The following is a 23,480-nucleotide window of genomic DNA, read 5'->3' as shown; positions in this document are numbered from 1 at the left end:
CGCGGCCGGGGGAGTTCAGCGTCACTCGATGGCGGCGCGGCGCAGTTCGGTCGGGCGGCGTCCGAGGGCGAGCCAGCTCGCGCACGCGATCGCCAGGGGGAGCACCGTTGCGGCGACGGCGATCTGCAGCCACGGCGCACTGAACTGCGTCGCGGACCCCGGGAGGGTCAGCGCGAGCGCGGGTACGAGACCTACGAGCGCGCCGAGCACCGCCCCGACCCCTGCGAGCACGACCGCCTGCCAGAAGCCGAAGCCGCGGCGGATCCGCGGGCTTGCCCCCACGGCGGCCAACGTGTTCTCGTCACGCCGGCCGTCGGCCCGGGCGAGCCCGATCGCGATCGCCGCCGCGGCGATGGCCACGAGCGCGCTGAGACCGACGAGCGCCCAGGCGAAGCCGCCGGCCGCGCGCGGCGGACCGGTCTCCACGTAACTCGCAAAGCTGTCCGGAAAGCCGGTGACCGCGCTGATCCGGGCGTTCAGCGCATCCAGCTGGTTTCGCGTCGGCGCCGTGCGCGGGTCGGCGAGCACCAGTCCGTCGGTGTACTGCAGCCCGAGCCGATCGGCCGTGGCGCGCGAGATGAGCGCGCCGTACGGCAGAGGATGCGCGGGCGTGACGAGCGTCGCCTTCAGCGCCACGGAGCGCGATGCGGGCGCCGTGGCATCGAACGGCTGCGCGTTGTCCCAGTGGTCTGCGGGCCACCAGGAGACCGTGACCGATCCGTGCTCGAGGTAGTTCGGGTAGAAGGAGACGGCGCCACCGTTCTCGAGGGTGGCGCGTGACGCAGCATCCGGGGCGCGTCCGAGCATCAGGGAGAGGTCGTCCGCGTCGCCCACCCACAGACGGCCGGCGTTGCTCCAGGTGCCGCCGTACAGCACCACCTGGCTCTGGCAGCGCCAGTCAGCGGCCGGCGCGTCGGAGTTCGACGATCCCCACGTCATGCTCTCGTCGTAGTTGACAGAGTTCAGGTCCGCCGGGCACTGGTTGGCCGCGGGGACGGTGAGCGAGGGAAGAAGGGCGTGCGGATCGGTCGTCCTCTCCCCGCTGAGAAACGTCGGATCGGCGACGCTCGCGAGCACTCGGACCTTCGCGCCGTCCAGCGACGCGCGCGCCGCGTCGGCCAGTTCCGAACCGGGCACGGCCTTCGACGTGCCCGTCTGTGGATCGGTCGCTGACGTCGACAGCCCGACCTGGCCCGGGAGCAGTCGGTACTGGTACTGGGCGCCCGCGGTCGCCTCGCCGCTGGCGATCATCGTCATCGCGAAGACCGCCACGAAAACGGTGGTCATGATCACCGCGAGCGCAGGGACGCTGCGGCTGGGATTGCGCGCCGCGTCCCGCGAGGCGAGGCGGGCAGGCACTCCGGCACGACTCAGCGCTCGGGCGATGAGCCGCAGGAGCAGCCCGCTGCACAGCACGAGCCCGAGGACCGCGAGGATCGGTCCACCGATCAGCATCCCGGTCATGGCCCACACGATCGGGTGGTCCGGGCCGTAGCGGTTCGCGGCCGAGACCGCGACCGACAGTGCACCGCCACCGAGGGTCAGCAGCACGCCCAGCGCGAGCAGCACCAGTCCCACGATCGGGCGCCGGATGCTCGGCTTCGACGGCCGCCGCGCTCCTCGCAGTGCGGCGACCACGTCGATCCTGGATGCCCGCACGGCGGGGATCAGCGCACCGAGCCAGCCGACGGCCACGGCCGCGAGGGCGATCCACACGAGCGTGGCCAGCGGAAGGTGGAAACCCCAGTAGCGGGTGGCGCTGCCGTCGCCGGTCGCGGCCATGAAGAGCGTTCCCAGGCCGACCCCCACCGCGACGCCGAGCACGCCGCCGATCGCTCCGAGGATGAGCCCGCCCGACGAGATGACGGCAATGAGGGTGCCGCGCGCTCCTCCGACACTGGCCAGCGTGGCAAGGGAGCGCTCCTGGGCGCGCGCGCCCACCATGAATGCCGCGCCGGCGAGCAGCATCACCTCGAGGAGCGCGAAGCCGATGATGATCGAGCCCATCAGCAGGGTGCTCGTGTAGTTGACCCGGTCGCCGAAGGTCGTGCCGTCGTAGTCGGTCGAGCGCGGCGGATGGAGCTGCACGGCGCGCGAGAGGGCGACGGCGCCCTGATCGTTGAGAGCCTTCACCTGCGCCCACGACAGCGTCGCATCCGGCAGATAGGCGATGGTCTGAGGGTCGCCGAGAAGATCGGTGTCGGCACCGAACGAGGTCGGCATGCCGAACAGCACCGGTTCGCTCGACGGCAGTTCGAGGTCGTCGAGAACGCCGACGACGGTCGCCTCCCGATCCGCCGGAGCCACCAGGTGCACGGAACCGCCCACCGGGATGCCGAGGCGTTCGAGCCCTCCGACGGTGGCGAGGATCTCCCCGGCCGCCCGTGGCGCGTGTCCTTCCGCGAGCCGGTACCGGCCCGCAAGCGCCGGGTCCCAGGTCTCGCCGAGCATCGTGCGTACGGCAGCGATTCCCGACGCCGTCTGCACTGTCGCCGAGCCACCGAGCAACGGGATGAGCCGCGTTCCGGGCGCCACGAGCTCGTCGATGCGCCGGCTCTCGCCCGACTCGGGGGCGTCGTCTGTCGGAGTGTTCGTCCAGGCCGTGGAGCGCGGATCCTGGATTACGCCGCTATCGGGGGGAGCGACGACCTGCACCGAGGCCTGCGTGCGGCCGAGTTGGACTGTGAGGTACTCAGCCGTCGTCGGCGTGGTGCTGGCCATCACCAGGGTGAGCACCGCCATCCCCGCCACCGGGATGGTGATGAGACCGACGATCAGGGCGCTCCGCCCGCGGGCCCGCAGGCTCGATCTGCGCGCGATCCGCAGGGCGATCCGCGCGCGGTTCAGCAGTCCTCCCGGGGGTCGCGCGTCGCCATCCGGATGCCCGGAGCGTCGGCGGGCGCTCATGCGCTCGCGCGGCCGGTGAGGAGCGAGTCGGCCGAGTCGGCGCGGCTCTCGTCGACGATCCGGCCGTCGCGCAGGAAGACGATCCGATCGGCCCACGCTGCGTGGCGCGCGTCGTGCGTGACCAGGATGCCACCGGCTCCGGCGTCGACCCGGCGGCGCAGCATCCGGAGCACAAGCTCGCCGGTGTGCGAATCGAGGGCGCCGGTGGGCTCGTCCGCCAGGATGAGGCGACGGGACCCGACCACCGCGCGCGCGATCGCGACCCGCTGCTGCTGACCGCCGGACAGGTCGTCGGGAAAGTGCCCCGCGCGATCCTCGAGTTCGACGGCGGCCAGGGCGGTCAGACCGGCCGTGCGCGCCTTTCGACTCTTCCACCCGTCGAGCTCGAGCGGGAGCGTCACGTTCTCGAGGGCGGTGAGGGCCGGAATCAGATTGAAGTCCTGGAACACGAAGCCGAGCGATCGGCGTCGCAGCGCGGCGAGCCGGGCGGCGGACAGGTCGGAGAGCCACTGGCCGTCGACGATGACCTCGCCGCTCGTGGGTATCGTCAGGCCGCCGGCGATCGTCAGCAGGGTCGACTTACCCGAGCCCGAAGCCCCCATGATCGCGACGAGCTCGCCACGGGCGACGGTGAGGTCGACGCCGGCGAGAGCGGTGACTGAGGCCTCCCCGGAGCCATAGTGCATGGAGACGCCGTCGAGGCGGAGCAGTTCGTCGGGCTCCGACTGGCGGCTCATCGGGAGCCCTCGCCCGCTCGGAGGTCGTCGTCCTCCCGAACGGGCCTGCCTCGCTTCGGGATGTCCGTGCTGAGCGGCAGCGCGCCGGCCACGCCGGAGGAGATCGCGCGCGCCAGCCGGGTCTCCGAGTGATCGAGCCACCGGATCTCCGCCTCGGCCGCGAAGATCAATGAGTCGAGCACGAGGAGCCCTGCCAGGTCCTGGGTGTCGGCCGGGTCGGCCGACGCGTTCTTGGCCTTGGTCAGATCCTGCAGTGTACGCAACGTGGCGCGACGCTGAACCTGGATGACCTGCGCGAGATCCACCCCGGGCAGCGTGACCGCGATCGCGAGCTTGATGGCGAGCTCGTCCCGGGTCGCCGCGGACCGTATGACCGGGGACGCCAGCCACGTCGACACCTCCCGTCGGCCGGCCTCGGTGATCGCGTAATAGACGTGCCCCTCGGGATCGGAGTCCGTCTTGACGACCAGGCCGTCACGCTCGAGCCGGTCGAGCGTGTTGTAGATCTGGCCGACGTTGAGCGGCCAGGTCGCGCCGGTGCGCCGCTCGAATTCGCTGCGGAGCTGGTACCCGTAGCACGGGCCCTGATCGAGGATCGCGAGCAGGCTCTGCCTGATGGACATGTGGTTCCCCCCAAGGATTCCCCATAAATAGCTACGCAGTATTTATATACCGGGAAACGTGCGGCGGTCAAGAACCAGCCGCGTTCAGAGGCCGTTCCCGGGCCGTTCACCAAGCATTTGCGCGGCTCCTCCAAGCTGCAGAGGACCGCACCGCCGCCGGCCCTCCGTCCTGCGCGAGCATCCCGCCGATGCGATCGAGCTCATCACCCGATTCGCAGAAGGAGTTCTGTTGCGCACTCATCGGCTCGGCATCCTCGCCACTCTCGTCACCTCGCTGGCGGTCATCGCGCCGCTCGTCGCCCTGACCGCTCCCGCCGCGCCGGCCTCGGCCGCCATGCCCTCGGTCGTGATCAACGAGGTCGAGTCGAACGGCGGAACGCCCGGTGACTGGATCGAGCTGAAGAACACCGGGGGAACGCCGGCCGACCTGAGCGGCTACGTGCTGCGCGACGACATGGACACCGACGCGTTCGTGATCCCGGACGGCACCGTGGTCGCCGCGGGCGGATACTACGCCGCCGACGTCGAGTCGTCGTACGGGCTGGGAGGCGCCGACCAGGCGCGCCTGTTCGCGCCCGACGGCACGACCCTCATCGACTCGTACGCCTGGAGCGCGCACGCCGCGACCACATACGGCCGCTGCCCCGACGGCACCGGCGCGTTCCGCACCACCGGCTCGTCGACGAAGGGCGCCGCGAACGACTGCTCGCTCCCGGTCTCGACGGCGCTGAAGATCAACGAGGTCGAGTCGAGCGGCGGAACGCCGGGCGACTGGATCGAGCTCACGAACACCGGCAGCACGAGGGTCGACGCCTCCGGCTACATCCTGCGCGACAACGATGACACCCACGCGTTCACGATCCCGGATGGCACGACGATCGCGGCCGGCGGCTTCTACGCGGCTGACGTCGAGAGCGCGTTCGGCCTCGGTGCAGCCGACTCTGCGCGCCTGTTCGGACCGGACGGCACGACCCTGGTCGACACCTACAGCTGGACCGCCCACGCGGCGGTGACCTACGGACGCTGCCCCGACGGATCCGGCGCCTTCGGCAACACCGTGAATGCGACCAAGGGCGCGGCGAACGACTGCGGAACGCCGACGCCGGCCACGAGCGTGACCATCAACGAGGTCGAGTCCAACGGCGGCACCCCCGGCGACTGGGTGGAGCTGAAGAACACCGGGAGTTCGGCGGTCGACCTGACCGGCTGGTCGGTGCTCGACAACGACGACACCCACACCGCCGTGCCGTTCGCCGCCGGTTCCACGATCGCCGCCGGCGGCTACTTCGTCGTCGAGGAGGCGACGCTCGGCTTCGGCCTGGGCGCCCCCGACTCCGCTCGGTTGTACGACGCCGGCCACACCCTGATCGACTCCTACAGCTGGACGCAGCACGCGGCGACGACGTACGGGCGGTGCCCCGACGGCACGGGTTCCTTCGCGACCACCACGTCGTCGACGAAGGGCGCTGCGAACGACTGCGGCGTTCCGGTACGGATCAACGAGGTCGAGTCGAACGGTGGGACGCCGGGGGACTGGATCGAACTGATCAACAATGGTGCAGCGACGGTCGACCTCTCGGGCTACATCCTGCGCGACAACGACGACACGCACACCTTCACGATCCCGGCCGGCACCACGATCACCGCCGGCGGCTACCTCGCCGAGGACGTCGAGTCGGCGTTCGGTCTGGGCAGCGCGGACTCGGCACGGCTCTTCGCCCCGGATGGCAACACCCTGATCGACACCTACAGCTGGACGGCGCACGCCGCGACCACCTACGGCCGCTGCCCGAACGGGACCGGATCGTTCGCCACGACGAGCGCACCGACGAAGGGCGCCCCCAACGCGTGCCCGGGTGAGGTCTCGCTCGCACCGTGGCCCGGCGGCTCCTCGATCACCACGGCCGACGACGCGAACGTGCTCGGCGGCAACATGAGCGGCCTCGTCTACGAGCCGTCCGGCACGAGCGCTCCCGGTGTGCTGTGGGCGGTCAAGAACGGACCGGGCACGCTCTTCCGCCTGATCTGGAACGGATCGGTCTGGACGCCCGATACGGCGAACGGCTGGGGCGCAGGCAAGGCGCTGCACTATCCGGACGGCGCCGGCGACCCCGACTCCGAGGGTGTGACCATCACGTCGGCCGGCCCTGATGCGGGCGTGTACGTCTCGACCGAGCGCAACAACGCCGTCAACGGCGTGAGCCGCCCCGAGGTGCTGCGCTTCGACCCGACCCAGAGCGGCGCGAGCCTCACCGCGACCGGGGAGTGGAACCTCACCTCCGACCTTCCGGTGGTCGCTCCCAACAGCGGTCTCGAGGCGGTGGCCTGGGTTCCGGATGCGTACCTCACCACGAACGGGTTCGCCGACCAGCACACGGGTACGGCCTACGACCCGGCGAGCTATCCGGGGCACGGCGACGGCCTGTTCTTCACGGGACTCGAGGCGAATGGTTCGATCTACGCGTACGCGCTCACCGCATCCACCGGCGCGTTCACCCGCGTCGCGACGATCTCGAGCGGGATGACCGGCGTGATGGACCTGCAGTTCGACCAGGAGCGCCAGGCGCTGTGGGCTGCCTGCGACGACACGTGCAGCGGCCAGACCGAGACGCTGACGATCGCCGCCTCGGGCGCCGGCGCGGGGACCTTCACGGTCGCCGACGCCTTCGCACGGCCGGCCGGGATGCCGAACATCAACAACGAGGGCTTCGTCACGGCCCCGCAGGCCGAGTGCGTGAACGGCCTGAAGCCGGTGTTCTGGTCGGACGACACGAACGACGACGGGCACGCCCTGCGCGCGGGCACGAGCGACTGCACCGTGGCCTCCGGCCCGGGCGGTGGCGAGCCCGGCGGTGGCGAGCCCGGCGGTGGCGAGCCGGGCTCGGCCTCGGTCAGCCTCGGGCTCGGAACGATCAGCGCCGGTTCGACCCTGCACCTGAGCGCGAGCGGCTTCGATGCCGGCGAGACGGTGGAGATCTGGCTGCACTCGACGCCGGTGAAGCTGGCAGCGCTGTCGGCGACCTCGACAGGAACGATCGCGACCACCGTGACGATCCCGTCCACGACCGCCCCGGGTGCGCACACCCTGGTCGTCGAGGGAGTCTCGTCCGGTGTCACGGGGTCGGCACCGCTTACCGTGACCGCCGCGGCGAGCGTGCCGCCGGCATTCGGCCCAGGCGCCGCCGACCCCGGCACCTATCCGGCCGCGAACGGCTCGGCCGCCGGCCTGGCCGCGACCGGCAGCTCGGTCACCGCTCCGCTCACCGTCGCGCTGCTGCTCGCCGGCCTCGGGGTCATCCTGTTGCTGGTGCGGATGCGGCGACCCGGCCGCGCGTAGGCTCTCGCTCCGCTGTGCTGCTCGCCCGTGCTGCTCGCCTAGACGACGAGCAGCACGGCGAGCACGAGCATCAGCACCGCGATCGCGCCGTCCAGGATGCGCCAGGCCACCGGACGCGCGAACACCGGCGCGAGGAAGCGGGCGCCGAAGCCCAGCAGCCCGAACCACAGGATGCTCGCCAGCACGGCGCCGGCGCCGAACACCCACCGACCCGGATCGCCGTGCGACGCCGACAGGGAGCCGAGCAGCAGCACGGTGTCGAGGTAGACGTGCGGGTTGAGCCAGGTGAGCGCGAGCGTGGTGCCGACTGCCGCGGCGAGCGACAGCGACGCCGTGCCGGACGCTGCGTGCAGCTCTTCGGGTCGCAGGGCGCGACGCGCCGCGAACAGGGCGTAGACCACGAGGAAGGCGAAGCCGACCCAGCGCACGATCTCGAGCGCGAGGGGCGCCGCGGCGATCAGCGCCCCGAGCCCGGCGACGCCGGCCGCGATGAGCACCGCGTCGCTCGCGATGCAGATGAGCACGATCGGCAGCACGTGCTCCCGGCGCAGGCCCTGCCGCAGCACGAACGCGTTCTGCGCCCCGATCGCCACGATCAGCGACGCTCCAGCCCCGACTCCCGTGAGGAAGGTGGCGAGGATGGCGGCGGGGGTCACCTGATCGACTGTAGAGAGCAGATTACCTTCAGGGAAGCTCAACTTTTTCATGCAGCATTAGCATTGCTGTTGATGGATGTCAGCACCGAGCTCCTCCGAACCCTGACGGCCGTGGTCGACTACGGCACCTTCGACCGCGCCGCCGAGGCTCTGCACATCACGCCGTCGGCCGTCAGTCAGCGCATGAAGGCGCTCGAGCAGCAGGCCGGCCGCGTGCTGGTGCTGCGCAGCAAGCCGATCGAGACCACCGGCGCCGGGAGGGTCCTGCTGCGTCTCGCCCGCCAGGTCGCGCTTCTCGAGAGCGAGGTGCTGGACGAGCTGAGCACCGAGGGCGGCGGGGGACGGCCGAGCATCCCGCTGGTGGTGAACGCCGACTCGCTCGCGACCTGGGTCCTCCCCGCGCTCGCGACACTGACCGACGTGAGCTTCGACATCACGCTCGACGACCAGGACCACACGCTCGACCGCCTGCGCGACGGTACCGCGATGGGCGCGATCACGTCGGACCCGGTGCCCGTGCAGGGCTGTACGGTGAGCCGGCTGGGGCAGATGACGTACCGGCCGGCGGCCAGCCCGGAGTTCGTGGAGCGGTGGCTGTCGACCGGGTTCGACGGTGCAGCGCTGGGCCGCGCGCCGCTGCTCGTCTTCGACCGCAAGGACGTACTGCAGGACCGGTACCTCGCCGGTCGAGGCGTGGCCGAGCATCCGCCGCGGCACTACGTGCCCGCGTCCACCGAGTTCGTGCGCGCCGCCGTGCTCGGTCTCGGCTGGGGGATGCTGCCCGACCTGCAGGCCGCGTCGCTCATCGCCGAGGGGCGTCTCGTGGCGCTCGACGACGCGGGCACCATCGACGTACCTCTTTACTGGCAGCAGTGGTCGCTGGAGTCGTCGACGCTCGCGCGGGTGGCCGCGACGCTGGCCCGGGCGGCCGCCGAGACGCTGAACTGACCTTCAGCGCCTCGGACGGCCGTTCGTGCGATCGTTCCCTCAGCGCACCGCGCGCCGGCGACGCGCCCCGATCGCGAGTGCGGCGGCGCCTCCCGCGAGGAGCAGGACGGCGGCGGCCGCAGTGGCGCTCGAATCGAGCCCGGTCGCCGCGAGTGTCGGCTGCGCCGGTCCGCTCGAGGCTCCGGCGGGAGCGACGGCGGCCGCGGTCAGGTTGACGGCGACGGGGGCAGCGGCGAGCGACATCCTGGACGGCGTCGACGCGCGGTCGACCCCGAAGGCGGTGATGAAGTACGGCCCGGCCGGAACCGAGACCGTGGTGGTCCAGGTGCCGTTCGCGGCGACCGTGATGCTGCCGTCGTCGGTCGGCGGCGTGGTCGCGGGCGCGCCCACCGCGTCGTAACCGAAGGCGCCGAAGTAGTCGGGGTAGAGACCCTCGAAGTAGAGGAACGCCTTCGACGCGGTGTTCAGGTAGAGCTGGACGCCCTGTCCCGGCGTGCCGGTGCCGGCGACCGTCATCCTGAGGTTGCCCGGCATCGACGGGTCGGGCGCGGCCGACACCTGGATTCCCTGCTCGCGCACGATGTCGTCGAGCTCCGACACGAAGTCCGTCTCGTCGGAGCCGGAGTCGCCGCTCGCGACGGCGCTGCTGTCCGCGCTGGCGAAGGGCGAAGCGGAGTGGTGCCGCACAGTGGCGCCGGCGCGCGTCGGTCGTGCGCCGGCCTTCGCTTCGAAGTCCCTGGTGGTCGTGGTCGCCGACAGGAAGCGGGTCGTCGCGGGCGTGGCTATGGTGCTCTCATCCGACGGATAGGCGGGCGTCGTGATGACCGGCGGCGCGAGGTAGCCCGCCGGCGCGTCGATCAGCACCACGACGGCAGCGGATTCATCCGACTGGACGGTCAACGGCTCGCCATCGGAGTTGTAGCGCTGCGCGCTCGCCGTGATCGACCAGCGACCGCTTCCGACCGAGACGACGGTCGACCAGCGTCCGTGCGAGTCGGTCTCGGCGATCTGGGACCAGCTGAACCAGGAATCGTCCGGAGCGCCGGCGGACTCGGCCGACACGAAGACGGAATCGCCGGCGGTCGCCGTGCCGGTCACCGTGATGGTGAACGGAGCGCTCGGGTCGGCGAACGGCGCAGGAGTGCCATCGACCGTACTGCCGGTCGCGGGGGTGGCGAGCACGGGCACCGCGCTCGCCGGGGCGTCGAAGATCACCTCGATGTCCTGCTCGGTCAGCTCCCTGCCGTGCGAGGTGCCGGTGACCACCAGGTACTGGTCGTAGGAGTCGGTGGAAGCGAAGGTGAGCGGGATCGAGAAGGAGCCCGTGGCATCCGCCGTGCCGTGCGCGAGCGCGTGCTCCGACCAGTTGGAGACCGTGATCGTGGCGCCGACGGGTGCGCGGCCGACGATGCTGACCGCCCGGACGGTGCCGTGGATCTCCTGCATGTCCGTCGGGGAGGTGACGATGAGGTCGGAGGGCGCCGGCGACACGGCGGGGTGCGCCGTCGGGGTGCTCGGCCTCGCGGTGGGCGTAGCGGTCGATGCAGGGGCCGGCGCGGCGGTCGGCGCAGCACTGGCGGCGGTGCTCGGCGTCGGCACGGAGGTCGGCTCGGGTGTCGCGGCGTTCGCCGGGGCTCCCACAAGCACCGCGCCGGCGATGCCGAGGGCGACGACGACAGGCAGGGCGACGGCTCGCAGCTGGACGGTTCTCTTCACGAGATGGGCTCGCTTCCACGGCGGTTCGGGTACGTCATCGCGGCCGGGACCCCCTGCGCGGTGCGACGGGCCGGCACGTGTCGTCGTGGCCGGCTCGCTGAAGCTATCAGTCCGTCGACGGCTCCTGCCGCGATTCCGTGGCCGGGGCCGCCCCCAAACCGAGGGAGGAGAAGAAGGCGCGCATGTCGGCGGCCACGAGTTCCGGCGTCTGCTTGGCGGCGAAGTGACCGCCCGTCGGCAGGTCGTTCCAGAACCGGATGTCGGTGTACGTGCGCTCGGCGTAGTGCCGCGGGAAGCCGCGCTCGCCGTATTGGATGGAGACGCCGACCGGCACGCGCACGAGCGGCATGGGGGTCTCCTCTCGACCGTCGAAGTAGGCACGGAACGACGTGCCGATGGTCTGAGTGAACCAGTAGAGCGAGATCGTGGTGAGGAGTTCGTCGCGCGTCCAGTAGTCGGCCACGTCGTCCGTGCCGCTCCACTCGCGGAACTTCTCGAGCAGCCAGGCCGCAAGGCCGGCGGGGGAGTCGGTCAGCCCGACGGCCAGCGTGTCGGGACGGGTCGATTGCTGAGCGCCGTACGAGCTTGCTCGTTTCCACTTGGCGTCGAGCCAGGCGATGAACGCCGTCTCCTCCTCGGTCAGGTTTTCACGACGCTCGTCGGGCGGGAACGCGGCGTGTGTCGCGAAGAGCCCGAGCACGGCATCCGGATAGTCGGCGCCGAGGCGGTCGTTGATCCAGGCGCCGACGTCTTCGCCGTACGTGGCGTAGCGGTCGTAGCCGAGTGCCTTCGTCATGAGCGTGTGCCACCGGACCGCCACAGCGGAGGACGTGAACGGCTCGTGCATCGGCTCGGAGAACCCGTAGCCCGGCAGCGACGGGACCACGACGTCGAAGCCGTCCGCACTCAGCAGCCGGGCCAGCGGCAGCATTTCGATGAACGAGTACGGCCAGCCGTGGCTCAGGATGATCGGGACGACGCTGCCATCGGTGGCGGGTCGCTCCGCACGCAGGTGCGCGTAATGGATGCGCTCCCCGTCGATCTCGACCATGAACTGCGGCACCTCGTTGAGGCGCGCCTCGGCCGCGCGCCAGTCGTACCCCTCGCGCCACCAGGTCATCAGCCCGCTCAGATACGGGATGTCGACCCCGGCGCCCCACGGCTCGCTCGGCGTCTGCCGCGGATACTTCGTGCGCGAGAGTCTCGACCGGAGGTCGACCAGCTCGGTCTCAGGGATGGCGATGCGGAAGGGTTCGGGCGGTGTCGTGACGTCCATGATCCGACGCTACCGGCACCGGCCGACACCCGCGAGGCCCGATGCCGACCGGAGTCAGAGCGTCGACAGCACCAGGTCGAGGGCGTCGGCGAACCGGTCGGCGCTCTGCTCGGTCAGTACGAGCGGCGGCTTGATCTTCAGCACGTTCTTGTGGTCGCCGGTCGGCTGCACGACGACACCTTCGGCGAGCATCCGGTCGCAGATCAGCGCGGCCTCGGCCGTCGCCGGTTCGAGGGTCTCGCGGTCGCGCATCAGTTCGACGCCGAGGTACAGGCCGAGCCCGTGCACCGCCCCGATGAGCGGATGCCGGTCGCCGAGTTCGCGCAGGCGATCGGCGAGGTGATCGCCCACCGCGACCGCGTTCTGCTGCAGTCGCTCGTCGCGCATGATGTCCAGCACGGTCAGTCCCACCGTCGACGACACCGGACTCCCGCCGGCCGAGGAGAAGAAGCTCCCCTCGGCAGCGAACGAGTCCGCGATCGCCCGCGTCGTGATCACGGCGCCGAGCGGATGCCCGTTCCCCATCGCCTTCGCCACGGTGATGATGTCGGGCACGACGCCCTGCTGCTCGGAACCCCAGAAGTAGTGGCCGAGCCGACCGTAGCCGACCTGCACCTCGTCGGCGATGCAGACGCCGCCGCGCGCCCGGATGCGCTCGTAGACGCCGTGCAGATAGCCGTCGGGCAGCATCACTCCGCCGGCGTTGCCGAAGACCGGCTCGGCGATGAAGCCGGCGGGCCGGATGCCGGCGGCGTCGAGGGCGGCGAGGTCGGCATCCAGGTCGGCCAGGTAGGCGGCGGCGGACGAGGCGCCCCGGTAGCGGCCGCGGAATGTGTGCGGCGACGCCACGAGCCGCACCCAGTCCGGTCGCGTCTCGAGCGCCCGCGGGTTGTCGCCGATGGAGGAGGAGACCGCATCGGCGCCGACCGTCCAGCCGTGGTAGGCCTCGGTGGCGGCCAGGATCGTGCGCTCGCCGGTGTGCGTCTGCGCCAGGCGCAGGGCGAGATCGACCGCCTCGCTGCCGCTGTTGACGAGGAACACCGTGTCGAGCGGGTCGGGTGCGAGGGCGGCCAGGCGCTCGCTGAAGCAGGCCAGCTCTTCGTAGTGGAAGCGCGAGTTCGTGTTCAGCAGCGCCCACTGATCGCGCACGGCGTTCACCAGGCGCGGGTGAGCGTGGCCGACAGCGGTGACGTTGTTCACCATGTCGATGTACGACTGCGCGCGCGTGTCGACGAGGTGATGGCGCCAGCCGCGTTCGATGAGCGGCGGATGCTCGAAGTAGTGCTCCTGCACCCGCGCGAAGCTGCCGTCACGGCGCGCGAGCACGGCATCCGGATCGTCGTCAGGTGCTGCGAGCTCGACGCCGAACAGTGCGGACGGGTCGGGCGAGATCGCGCGCCAGAGCGCGGGCGGGGCGGCGGGGGTGACGACCGCGGGCGGCCGGTGTCCTCGCAGGCGGGAGAGCTGCACGGTGAGCATCGTCGTCGTGCCGAGCTGGTCACCGGCGGCAACGCTGGTGGCGACGCTGGTGACACCGCTCTCGTGGCGTTCGAGCCCGTCGAGCCAGAGGTCGGCCGTGTCGCCGTGGAGCACCCACGCGTCGCCGGAGCGCTCGAGGAGCCCGGCGAACGGCGCGGAGACCGTGGCGCCGGCGGGAACGCGGAGGCTGACCGAGAGGGCGAGTGTCGCCGACGCGGCCGACCGGTCGATGGTCGCGCGGCTGAGGCGGTGCTCACCGAACCGGGTGAGCGCGTGGCCCTCCCTCGCGGCGATCGTGTCGAGCAGTTGTGCCTCGGCGTCGGGGTGCAGCCACGCGCCGTCGTCGAGCGCGTGGCTCGTCACCGAGAGGTCGGCGAGGTGTGCGGCGGAGCTGTCGAGCGCGACCATCCGTCCGCCACCGACGGCTGTCGCATCGGCACCGGCCGGCACCCCGGCGAGGCGCCACCGGATGAGCGCCTCCAGCTCGTCCGCGTCGAGGCGCCGTGCGAGGTCGAAGGCGAGCCACTCGTGGGCGCGGTTCTCGTCCGCGTAGAGGTTGTCGCCGTCGAGGGCGACCTGCTGCTCGCCACTGACGACGAGGACGGCGCCGCGGAGGACCACGAGCGGCCAGAGGGCGGCGAGGTCGGCGTCGTCGAGCGGGGCCTCGGCGGCGAACGCCTCGATCGTGTCGAGAACGGACAGCGGCGCATCCGGCACGTGGTGCAGGGCCGAGGCGACGGTCGCGGCGAGCTCGCCGACCAGCCAGCCGTTCGCCACGTCGCCGAAATCGATCACGCCGGGGCCGTCGCCGGCGGCGGTTCCGAGCACGATGTTGTCGTCCGTCACATCGCCGTGCACGGCCTGGCGTCGCAGCACCGCGCGCAGAGGCGCGAGCCGGGCGAGGGCGTCGTCGGTCGCCGCGCGGATCACCCTGCGCTGGGCCGGTGAGGCGACGTGGTCGAGGAGGAGGTCGACGACCTCGCCCGCGATCCGCGCATCCCACTGCGTGGTTCGTTCGAGCCCGGGATGTTCGAGCCCGGCGAGTCCGGCGGCGACGCGCCCGGCGAGCGTGCCGAGCGTGCGCAGTTGCTCGCTGGACGGCGCCGCGACGCCGGTGAGGGGCTCGCCGTCGAGATAGTGGAGCACGCGGGTGAGCAGCGTCTGCCCGCGCACGTCGACCGCCACGAGGTCGCTGCCGTCGAGCGCGGGGACGATGCCGGGGATGCGGACGCCCGAGCCGGCCAGGGCGACGAGAGCGGCGTTCTGCGCGTGCAGTTCGTCGGCCGAGAACACCGGGTTCGCGAGCTTGAGCACGAAACGTCCGGCGCCCGTGTCGATGCGGAAATTGCGGTCCTGCTGGCTGCCGAGCTCGACGATCTCGCCGCGCAGGCCGAAGAACTCGGCGGCGATGCGAACGGCGTCGTCCACGGTCACGTCGGGGCGGGGGAGCGACGGCTGGGCGAGGAAGTCGAAGGTGGACACGGGTGCTCCAGGGCTCGGCGGGCGTTCCGTCAGTTTAGTGAGTTCGGACGCCAGGACACGGGCGCTCGAGGGTGCCGTCGGGGAGCCGCGCTAACAGCCAATGCACGGGTGGCCGCGCGTAGCATCGACCCCGTGAAAACCTGGAGGACAGCACTCGTCGCGTTCGCGATCGACGTCGTTCTGGTCCTCGTCTTCGTGCTGGTCGGCCGCCGCAGTCACGGTGAAGCGGCCAGCGCTGCCGGCATCATCGACACCCTCTGGCCGTTCCTCGTCGGTCTGCTCTTCGGCTGGCTCGTGACGTTCGCGTGGCGTCGTCCGCTCGCGATCTTCTGGCCGGGCATCCCGATCTGGCTGATGACCGTGGCCGCAGGAATGCTGCTGCGCGTCGCAGCCGGACAGGGCGTCGAGCCCAGCTTCATCGTCGTGGCGACGGTCGTGCTCGGCGTGTTCCTCGTCGGCTGGCGGCTCGTCGCGCTGCCGATCGCGCGCCGTCGCCGCATCCCCCGCCGCGCGTAGCGCCGCCGCACGCGGCCCCCGCTTTGCGTGAGCGGTGCGAATTGTCGCTCAAACCGCCCGCGTGAGAGACATTCGGCACCTCTCGCACATTCGTCGTTGAACCAATCGGTTCAGTGTCGTATAGTGAACCACATGGTTCAGCAAGAAGAACTCGACCGGACGTTCGCCGCCCTGTCCGACGCCACCCGCCGCAGCATCCTGCGACGTCTCGGCGAGGGGCCGGCGACCATCGGCGAGCTGGCCGAGCCGTTCGGGATGACGCTCACCGGCCTCAAGAAGCACATTCAGGTTCTCGAGACGGCGGGCCTCGTCGTCAGCGAGAAGGTCGGGCGCTCGCGCACCTGCCGGCTCGGAGCCGACAAGCTCGACGACGCCCTGGCCTGGATCACCTTCTACCAGCGGTTGTGGGAGCGCAGGCTCGACGGCCTCGACGCGTACTTCACCCTTCAGAGAGGAACGGAACGATGAGAGAGCAGACAGAGACCGACGCACCGATCGAACTCCGGATGTCGCGGGTGCTGCCCGCAACGCCCGACGAGGTCTTCGACGCGTACACCGATGCGGAGAAGCAGAAGATCTGGTTCAGCATCCTCGACGAGGAGCCCGGCATCGTCGAGATCGACGTCGACCTGCGGGTCGGGGGACAGCAGACCGCGGTCTGGGGACCGAGTCGCGACCAGCTCTTCGTCGAGACGCAGACGTTCCGGGTGATCGACCGCCCGCACCGGCTCGTGACGACCTCGACCGGTCACGGCCCCGGCGGCAGCGACGCGATGACGACCGAGATCGACATCACCTTCGAGCCGCACGCCGAGGGGACTCTGATGACCGTCGTCCAGTCGGGGTTCCCTGTGCCCGAGGTGCGCGACTTCTTCGAGGGCACGGTCTGGCGCGGGGCGTTCGAACGCATCGCGGCCTACCTCGAGCGCGCCGCCGAGGGCTCCTGACGCCGCTCGTTACGCCGGGATCAGCGCCGTCGCGATCGTGAAGATCGCCAGGCCGGCCAGTGCGCCGACCACCGTTCCGTTGATCCGGATGAACTGCAGGTCCTTGCCCACCTGCAGCTCGATCTTCTCCGTGGTCTCGCGCGCATCCCAGGAGGTGACGGTGTCCGTGATCACTCCCGCGATGTCGTGGCGGTACGTGCTGACCAGGTGGGCGGCCGCATCCGTGACCCAGCCGTTCACCTTGGCGCCGAGCGCCGGGTCGGAGGCGAGCCGGCTCCCGGCGTCCACCAGCGCTGCCTCCGCTCGCTTCCGCAGCTCGCTGTCGGGGTCGGCGAGCGCGCCGAGCGCCGCGGTGCGCACGCCCTGCCAGACCGATTCGGCGAGCTCGCGCACCCGCGGATCGTCGAACGCGCGGCCCTTGGCCTGCTCGAGCTTCGCGATGGTCGCCGGATCGTTCTGCAGCCGCTCGACCAGCTCGCCCAGGTAGTCGTCGAGCGCGCGGCGCAGGGTGTGATCCGGGTCGTAGCGCACGGCCGCGACGAAGGTGCGGGCCTCGTGATAGGCGCGGTCGTCCACGACCCGCTTGGCGAACGACGGCACCCATCCCGGCAGCCGGTCGGAGACGGCGACACCGAAGGCCTCCGGGTTCGCCGCCAGCCACGCGTCCAGGCGGTCGAGTGCGAGGTCCACAGCCTCGTGATGGCCGCCCGAGCTCAGGATGCGCGCCCCAAGCCTCCCGATCGGCGGCCCCCATTCCGGGTCGATCAGGTGACGGCGCGCGATCGCCTCGATCGCGTCGCGCATGTCGTCATCGTCGAGCAGCGAGGCGATCCCCGTCAGCGCCGTCGACGCCTCCGTCACGAGCCGCCGCGCGTTCGCCGGGCGCGCGACCCACGACCCGACGCCCGCCGCGATGTCGATCGAGCGCAGCTTGCCCGTCACCACGTCATCGGCGAGGAAGTTCGTCTCGACGAACTCGCCCAGGCTCGCCCCGATCTCGTTCTTGCGGTTCGGGATGATCGCGGTGTGCGGGATGCGCAGCCCGAGCGGGTACCGGAACAACGCCGTGACCGCGAACCAGTCGGCGAGCGCGCCGACCATGCCGCCCTCAGCAGCGGCCCGCACGTAGCCGAGCCAGGGATACCGTCCCTGCAGGGCGAACGACACGGCGAAGACGACCGCCATCACGACCAGCAGCGCGGCAGCGATCGCCTTCATGCGGCGCAGCGCGATCCTGCGCTGCTCGTCGGCCGGCGAGAGCACGCGAAGCGTCGTCATCAGCGCACGATGTGGAGTTCGTGGCTGGTGTTGTTCAGCCGGTGCGCACCGTCGGCGGCCGCGACGACGATGTCTTCGATCCGCACGCCGAAGCGGCCGGGCAGGTAGATGCCCGGCTCGATCGAGAAGCACATCCCGGCCTGGATCGGCTGCTCCTCGCCCTCGACCATGTACGGCGGCTCGTGCGTGGTCATCCCGATCCCGTGCCCGACGCGGTGGATGAAGAACTCGCCGTACCCGGCGTCGGTGATCACGGCGCGCGCGGCGCGGTCGATCTCCTGGCAGGCGACGCCGACCGCGACCGCCTCGAACGCGGTCTGCTGCGCCCGCTTGACGATGTCGAACACCTCGTGCTCCTCGTCGGTCGGCTCGCCGACGTGCACGGTGCGCGTGGTGTCGGAGCCGTAGCCGTCGAGGAGACCGCCGAAATCGAGCACGACCATGTCGCCGTGCTCGATGGTGCGTTCCCCCGCTTCGTGATGCGGGTTCGCGCCGTTCGGCCCGCTGCCGACGACCGTGAAGTCGACTTGCTGATGCCCGTGTTCGCGCAGCAGCCGGTCGAGGTCGGCCGCCACCTCGTTCTCCGTGCGTCCCGCGAAACGCACGCCCAGGATGTCCTCGAACGTCGCGTCGGCCGCTGCTCCCGCCGCCGCGAGCCGGTCGATCTCGTCGGCGCCCTTGACCGCCCGCAGCATCGGCAGAGCGCGCGAGATCGACTCGAACCGGGCATCCGGCAGCTTCTGCTGCAAGCCGAGCAGGTGCATCGCCCAGGTCACGTCGGAGATCGCGTAACGGCCCTGAGGGTCAAGCAGCGCAGCCGTCGGCACGTACTCGTCGGTGCCGTCGGACCAGTCGACGAACCGGATGGCCCCGGCTGCACGCGTGTCGGCGGCGCTGCCGTGCTCGAGAGCGGGCACGATCATGGTCGGCTCGCCGTCGGCGGGCACGACGAGCAGCGTGATGCGCTCGGTCGTGGCGACCGGCAGGTAGTCGGCGAAGTAGGCGAGATCCGCCCCCGGTGCGATCAGGAGTCCGTCGAAGCCGGCCGCGCGGGCGTTCGCCGCCCCCTGCTCCAGACGTGCGGCGAACTGCTCCGACGTGATCTGCATCATCCGTACTCCTCTGTCTCGGGCGTTGCGTGGGGCTGGGCGTTGCGTGGGGTTGGGGCGGGCCGCGCGAGGCGTGCGGACGGTGCGGCCACGCGCGATCGTCTCAGTCGTCGATCGGTCCCAGCCAGGCGTTCGCGACCGTCGAATGCGCCGACTCGTCGTCGGACGGGTGGAAGATCCCGGCGAGCACGTCGCGGTACAGGCGGCCGAGCTCGTTGCCGGCGAAGTACGTGGAGCCGCCGGACACCCGGATGGCCTGGTCTACGACCTGGCGCGCCGTCTCGGTGGCGCGCACCTTGAGGCCGACGAGCTTCGGGAGCCACTGGCCGCCGTGATCCGCGAGGGCGTCGACGTCGTGGGCCAGCGCGTCGAGCTGCGGCAGCAGCGCATCCTGAGCGATCGCGGCGTCGGCGACCCGCCACCGGATGTCCGGATCGTTCGCGTAGCTGCGGCCGTCGTTCTTGAGGCTCGTGCGGCGGTGGGCGGCCGCGACCGCGAGCTCGAGAGCCCGCGCGCCGATCCCGGTGTAGACCGCGGCGAGCAGGATCTCGAAGTTCGCGAAGATGGCGAAGACGAGGGAGTCGGGATTGGGGCCGGGGTCGAGCCGGCGCACGATGCGGTCGGCGGGGGAGAGGGCGCCGTCGAGCACGGTGGTATTCGACTGGCTGGCGCGCATCCCGATCGTGTCCCAGTCCTCCTTAATCGTGAATCCGCCGGCGTCGCGGTCGACGAAGCCATAGACGATCTTGGGGGCGTCGGCGCTCGTCGTGTCGAGGCCCATGGTGCCCAGTCGCGTCCATCCGGGGGAGAGCGACGTGAAGATCTTGGTGCCGAAGTACCGGTACGAGCCGTCGGGCTCCGGCACCGCATCCGTCGTCGAGCCGAACAGCACGAGGTCGTTGCCGGCCTCGCTCAGGCCGAAAGCGAACACCTCGCCGGCGCCGGCCTCGCTCAGGAGGAAGTCGAGGGAGTCGTCGCCGCGGTCGTGGAGCACTTTGGCCACGCCTGTCCAGACCAGGTGCATGTTCACGGCGAGGGCGGTGGCGGGGGCCGCACCGGCGAGCCGGACCTGCTCCCTGGCGACCCGCTGCAGGCTGAGCCCGAGGCCGCCGTGCTCCTCGGGCACGAGTGCCTTCAGGTAGCCGGCCTGGGTGAGCTCCTCGAAGTCCTCGAGGAAGAAGGCGTTCTCGGCGTCGTACCCGGCCGCCCGCGAACGGATGCGGTCGAGCAGGTCATCGGTCAGGAGCGGGATGTGCTCGGTCACCCCGCCAGCCTAGCCAGTGCGATGCGCACGGGGCAGGCCGGCTGGGGAGACTCACGGGCGCAGCTGCGGTCGGTGATGCTGTCTGTTCGCTGCTGTCTGGTCGTCGCGTTACTGCGCGGTGTAGCCGCCGTCGACCAGGTGGTAGCTGCCGGTGATGAAGCTGGCGGCATCGGAGGCGAGGAAGGCGACGAGGGATGCGACCTCTTCCGGCTCGCCCAGACGACCGAGCGCGTGCTTGCCCTCGAGGAAGGCGAGGGCGTCGGCGGACATGTTCGCCTCGACCAGCGGGGTGCGGATGAAGCCGGGACCGACGGCGGTGACGCGCACCTTCTGGTCGGCGTACTCGAGCGCGGCGTTCTGCGTGAGGCCGAGGAGGGCGTGCTTGGCGGTGACGTAGGCCGACGAGTTCGCGAAACCGACGCTGCCGAGGATCGACGCCATGTTGACGATCGATCCGCCGCCGTTCGCGGCGATCGCGTCGAGCTGGGCGCGCAGCGAGTAGAAGACGGCGTTGAGGTTGATCTCGATGACCTTCCGCCAGCTGTCGAGCGAGTAGTCGCCGACCTTCGCCGCCTCGCCGCCGATCCCGGCGTTGTTCACCGCGATGCGCAGCGGGGCCAGCTCGTTGGCGCGCGCGACGCTCGCGACGGCGAACTCGGGGTCGGTCACATCGCCGATGAGGGATGCCGCGGTTCCGCCCGCGGCCTGGATCTCGGCGACGACGGCGTTCGCGTTCTTCTCGTTGAGGTCGGTGACGAGAACGGATGCGCCGCTCGCCGCCAGGGTGAGCGCGACGGCGCGCCCGATGCCCGAGCCGCCTCCGGTCACGATCGCGGACCGTTCGGCGACGTCGTACTGAGCCATGGGAAATCTCCTTTCAGATATCCGACACTTGTCGGATAACTCGATTGTACGATCGAAACATGGATGCGCGCCAACAGAAGACGATCACCCGGCTGCGGGCGGCCATCCTGGAGCTCGCGACGGCCGGCCCGGTCACCGACGTCACGGTCTCGAAGCTCGCACAGACGGCCGGTGTGCATCGCTCGACGGTCTACGTGTACGCCTCCTCTCCGGTCGAGCTGCTGCAGCAGGCGCTGCGCGGCGAGCTCGACGAACTCCGCACGCAGTACCTTGTCGATGTCGAGCCGGGCGACGCCGCTGCCGCGATCACCGGAGTGACACGCGCGGTGCTGCACCATGTCGACGACCACGACGCGATCTACCGGCGCGGTCTCGGGTCGGAGCCGGAGCCGGGCTCGGCGAGCCTGCACGCGCTGCTCAGCGAGCACTTCCAGGGGTCGATCGACCTGCTGCTCGAGCAGCACAGCGTGTCGGTTCCGGCGGCCGACGAGACGGAACGGCGGATGATCGGGCGGTACCTCGCCGACGGGATCATCGGAGCCATCGACGTGTGGCTCACGACGCCGCGCCCCCGAGACGCGGACGCACTGCTCGGCGTCCTGTCGCGGCTCACCCCGTCGTGGTGGCCGGATGGGTCGCGCGCCGGATCGGGAACGCATGCCGCGTCAGGAACGCGCGCTGCGTCAGGAACGCGCGCTGCGTCCGGAACGCGCGCTGCGTCCGGACGGCGCGCGGACTCGGGAGAATAGGCGCATGGGCCGGATCAGGAACACGCTCGACCGGGTGTTCCGCCGTGCACCGCTCCTCCATATCGCGGGTGACGAGGGCGACGGACCGGTCGTCGTGCTGGTGCACGGGATCGCCTCCTCGTCGGTGACGTTCCAGAACCTCGTGCCTCTGCTCGAACCGAACCACCGCGTGATCTCGATCGACATCCTGGGATTCGGCCGTTCGCCCGCGCCTGCGGACGCCGCGTACACGCTCGAGGAGCACGTGGCGGCGATCCACGCGACCATCCGGTCGCTGCGCCTGCGGCAGCCTTTCGTGCTGGTCGGCCACTCGCTCGGGAGCCTGATCGTCGCTCGGTATGCGGCCGAGCATCCGGGTGCGCTCTCGCGGCTCGTGCTCGTCGGGCCGCCGATCTACGGAACGCCGGCCGAGATCGGCGACCGCCGCGTGCGCAACCGGGTGAGTGCCTACCTGCGTGCCTACGAGTACCTGCGCGGGCACAAGGAGTTCACGATCGCCAATGCCGGGATGCTCGCCCGCCTGCTGCCGATCAAGGGCGTGTTCGAGATCACCGAGAAGAACTGGACGCCCTTCGTGCGCTCCCTCGAGAACTGCATCGAGTCGCAGACGGTGGTGAGCGATCTCGCTCGGGCGCGCATCCCGGTGCAGGTGGTCTACGGAACGCTCGACGCCTTCATCGCGCCGGGGAGTCTCGCGGTGATCGAGGCGATGCGGCACGTGACCATGCACCGCGTCGAGGCGAACGACCACATCATCCGCAAGCGCATGGCGCGCGTCGTCGCCGCCGCCTGCGGCTGACCGCCCGCCCCCGCCCCCGCCCTGCCCCGCCCCGCCCCGCCCCTTTTTCGTTGAGGGGTGGCGAATGCGTCTAAACACGCCGAAGGAAGCTGCGTTTGCCACCCCTCAACGAAAGGTGCGCCGCGCCTCAATGAAAGGCGCCCCTCCAGGGAGGGCCCCGAGGTCGGCGGCTACGCCGGGCGGATGCTCGCTGCGGCGGCGAGGTAGGCGTCGGCGTCGAAGTCGCTGAACAGGGTCGACTGGGTCACGTAGCCCTGCACGACGCCCACGTACAGCCCCGCATACCGCTCGGCGAGGTCCGCCGCTTCGCCGCGGGGGAGGGTGAGCGACGATTCGTACCATTCGGTGAGGTAGTCGACCAGCATCGCGCGCACGCGCCCGCCGATCGAGTCGGTCAGCGACCGTAGCCCCGGATTGAGGGCGACCTGGCCCCAGACCTGCACGAGCAGGGAGAGGTCTCCGATCTGCGACTGGAGTCCGCGGACCAGCAAGGCGATGATCTCGCCGGGGGTCGGGATCGGGTCGTGCCGCCGGGCCTCGGCCACCTCGAGGAACCGCGCGTCGAGCACCTCGGAGATCGCGAGCTGCACGAGTTCGTCTTTGCTCTTGTAGTGCCCGTAGATGGCACCGGCCGACAGCCCCGATTCGGCGATGATGTCGGCCATCGACGTCGCCTGGAAGCCGGTGCGCGCGAAGCAGCGGAGGGCGGCCTGGGCGATCTCGTGACGACGGGATTCCCGATGGGCGTCGGAGACTTTCGGCATGACTTGACAGTATCCGATCGCGGACTCAG

At 70.8% G+C, this 23,480-nt stretch carries 19 protein-coding genes; 7 read left to right on the top strand and 12 right to left on the bottom strand.

The annotated features are described in order from the left end of the window. Positions 1-21: 21 nt before the first annotated feature. The 3 genes from PKE84_RS01325 to PKE84_RS01315 are packed head-to-tail and all read right to left on the bottom strand — an operon-like array spanning position 22 to position 4,267. Positions 22-2,907: an ABC transporter permease family protein gene (locus PKE84_RS01325; RefSeq protein WP_271175393.1), complete on the bottom strand. Its 2,886-nt coding sequence runs from the start codon at positions 2,905-2,907 to the stop codon at positions 22-24. Continuing rightward, positions 2,904-3,644, bottom strand: a complete 741-nt coding sequence (locus PKE84_RS01320; RefSeq protein ID WP_271175392.1) for an ABC transporter ATP-binding protein — start codon at positions 3,642-3,644, stop codon at positions 2,904-2,906. Before PKE84_RS01320 ends, PKE84_RS01325 begins: the two co-directional genes overlap by 4 nt. Further along, entirely contained in the window at positions 3,641-4,267 is a 627-nt protein-coding gene (locus tag PKE84_RS01315) for a PadR family transcriptional regulator (protein ID WP_271175391.1), read from the bottom strand. Before PKE84_RS01315 ends, PKE84_RS01320 begins: the two co-directional genes overlap by 4 nt. Before the next feature lie 229 nt (positions 4,268-4,496). Between PKE84_RS01315 and PKE84_RS01310 the strand changes: the two genes are divergently transcribed. After that, positions 4,497-7,604 (top strand): lamin tail domain-containing protein, encoded by a 3,108-nt coding sequence (locus PKE84_RS01310; protein WP_271175390.1) that lies wholly within the window; start codon positions 4,497-4,499, stop codon positions 7,602-7,604. 38 nt (positions 7,605-7,642) lie between these two features. Here the strand turns inward: PKE84_RS01310 and PKE84_RS01305 are convergent, their stop codons facing one another. Beyond that, positions 7,643-8,245: a LysE/ArgO family amino acid transporter gene (locus tag PKE84_RS01305; protein WP_271175751.1), complete on the bottom strand. Its 603-nt coding sequence runs from the start codon at positions 8,243-8,245 to the stop codon at positions 7,643-7,645. Positions 8,246-8,332: 87 nt separating this feature from the next. On the opposite strand from PKE84_RS01305, the gene PKE84_RS01300 reads away from it, so the two are divergent. Next, complete coding sequence (locus PKE84_RS01300) at positions 8,333-9,208, top strand: LysR family transcriptional regulator ArgP (RefSeq protein WP_271175389.1); 876 nt, start codon at positions 8,333-8,335, stop codon at positions 9,206-9,208. A 39-nt stretch (positions 9,209-9,247) separates the two neighbouring features. On the opposite strand, the gene PKE84_RS01295 is transcribed toward PKE84_RS01300, so the two are convergent. From PKE84_RS01295 to PKE84_RS01285, 3 genes are all read right to left on the bottom strand, one after another. Further along, positions 9,248-10,924, bottom strand: a complete 1,677-nt coding sequence (locus PKE84_RS01295; RefSeq protein WP_271175388.1) for an Ig-like domain-containing protein — start codon at positions 10,922-10,924, stop codon at positions 9,248-9,250. 106 nt (positions 10,925-11,030) lie between these two features. Further along, on the bottom strand, positions 11,031-12,200 hold the full coding sequence (locus PKE84_RS01290) for an epoxide hydrolase family protein (RefSeq protein ID WP_271175387.1): 1,170 nt from the start codon (positions 12,198-12,200) through the stop codon (positions 11,031-11,033). Positions 12,201-12,254: 54 nt separating this feature from the next. Continuing rightward, complete coding sequence (locus PKE84_RS01285; RefSeq protein WP_271175386.1) at positions 12,255-15,161, bottom strand: aminotransferase; 2,907 nt, start codon at positions 15,159-15,161, stop codon at positions 12,255-12,257. A 132-nt stretch (positions 15,162-15,293) separates the two neighbouring features. Here PKE84_RS01285 and PKE84_RS01280 point away from each other — a divergent pair, with 132 nt between their 5' ends. The 3 genes from PKE84_RS01280 (at position 15,294) to PKE84_RS01270 (ending at position 16,624) form a co-directional block, all read left to right on the top strand. Beyond that, a complete protein-coding gene (locus PKE84_RS01280; RefSeq protein ID WP_271175385.1) occupies positions 15,294-15,677 on the top strand; it encodes a DUF3054 domain-containing protein in 384 nt (127 codons plus the stop codon). A 132-nt stretch (positions 15,678-15,809) separates the two neighbouring features. After that, a complete protein-coding gene (locus PKE84_RS01275) occupies positions 15,810-16,145 on the top strand; it encodes an ArsR/SmtB family transcription factor (protein ID WP_271175384.1) in 336 nt (111 codons plus the stop codon). Continuing rightward, positions 16,142-16,624, top strand: a complete 483-nt coding sequence (locus tag PKE84_RS01270; RefSeq protein WP_271175383.1) for an SRPBCC family protein — start codon at positions 16,142-16,144, stop codon at positions 16,622-16,624. Before PKE84_RS01275 ends, PKE84_RS01270 begins: the two co-directional genes overlap by 4 nt. A gap of 9 nt (positions 16,625-16,633) precedes the next feature. On the opposite strand, the gene PKE84_RS01265 is transcribed toward PKE84_RS01270, so the two are convergent. The 4 genes from PKE84_RS01265 to PKE84_RS01250 all read right to left on the bottom strand — a co-directional run bounded on the left by PKE84_RS01265 (position 16,634) and on the right by PKE84_RS01250 (position 21,139). Next, a complete protein-coding gene (locus PKE84_RS01265; protein WP_271175382.1) occupies positions 16,634-17,902 on the bottom strand; it encodes a DUF445 domain-containing protein in 1,269 nt (422 codons plus the stop codon). Next, positions 17,902-19,014 (bottom strand): aminopeptidase P family protein, encoded by a 1,113-nt coding sequence (locus PKE84_RS01260; protein WP_271175381.1) that lies wholly within the window; start codon positions 19,012-19,014, stop codon positions 17,902-17,904. Before PKE84_RS01260 ends, PKE84_RS01265 begins: the two co-directional genes overlap by 1 nt. Before the next feature lie 100 nt (positions 19,015-19,114). Further along, positions 19,115-20,275 (bottom strand): acyl-CoA dehydrogenase family protein, encoded by a 1,161-nt coding sequence (locus tag PKE84_RS01255; RefSeq protein WP_271175380.1) that lies wholly within the window; start codon positions 20,273-20,275, stop codon positions 19,115-19,117. 108 nt (positions 20,276-20,383) lie between these two features. After that, the gene (locus tag PKE84_RS01250) at positions 20,384-21,139 is read right to left on the bottom strand and encodes an SDR family NAD(P)-dependent oxidoreductase (RefSeq protein WP_271175379.1); all 756 of its coding nucleotides are present in this window, start codon (positions 21,137-21,139) and stop codon (positions 20,384-20,386) included. A 59-nt stretch (positions 21,140-21,198) separates the two neighbouring features. Between PKE84_RS01250 and PKE84_RS01245 the strand changes: the two genes are divergently transcribed. Further along, positions 21,199-21,888, top strand: coding sequence for a TetR/AcrR family transcriptional regulator (locus PKE84_RS01245; RefSeq protein ID WP_271175378.1), 690 nt, complete (start codon positions 21,199-21,201; stop codon positions 21,886-21,888). 4 nt (positions 21,889-21,892) lie between these two features. Continuing rightward, the gene (locus PKE84_RS01240) at positions 21,893-22,687 is read left to right on the top strand and encodes an alpha/beta fold hydrolase (protein WP_271175377.1); all 795 of its coding nucleotides are present in this window, start codon (positions 21,893-21,895) and stop codon (positions 22,685-22,687) included. 170 nt (positions 22,688-22,857) lie between these two features. Here the strand turns inward: PKE84_RS01240 and PKE84_RS01235 are convergent, their stop codons facing one another. Further along, positions 22,858-23,451 carry a TetR/AcrR family transcriptional regulator gene (locus tag PKE84_RS01235; RefSeq protein ID WP_271175376.1) on the bottom strand — a complete coding sequence of 198 codons (594 nt, stop codon included), beginning with the start codon at positions 23,449-23,451 and terminating at the stop codon, positions 22,858-22,860. Positions 23,452-23,480 lie beyond the last annotated feature (29 nt).

It is taken from the genome of Leifsonia poae (genome assembly GCF_027921845.1).
Lineage (GTDB): Bacteria > Actinomycetota > Actinomycetes > Actinomycetales > Microbacteriaceae > Leifsonia > Leifsonia poae.
This window is presented reverse-complemented; position numbering and strand designations above follow the sequence as displayed.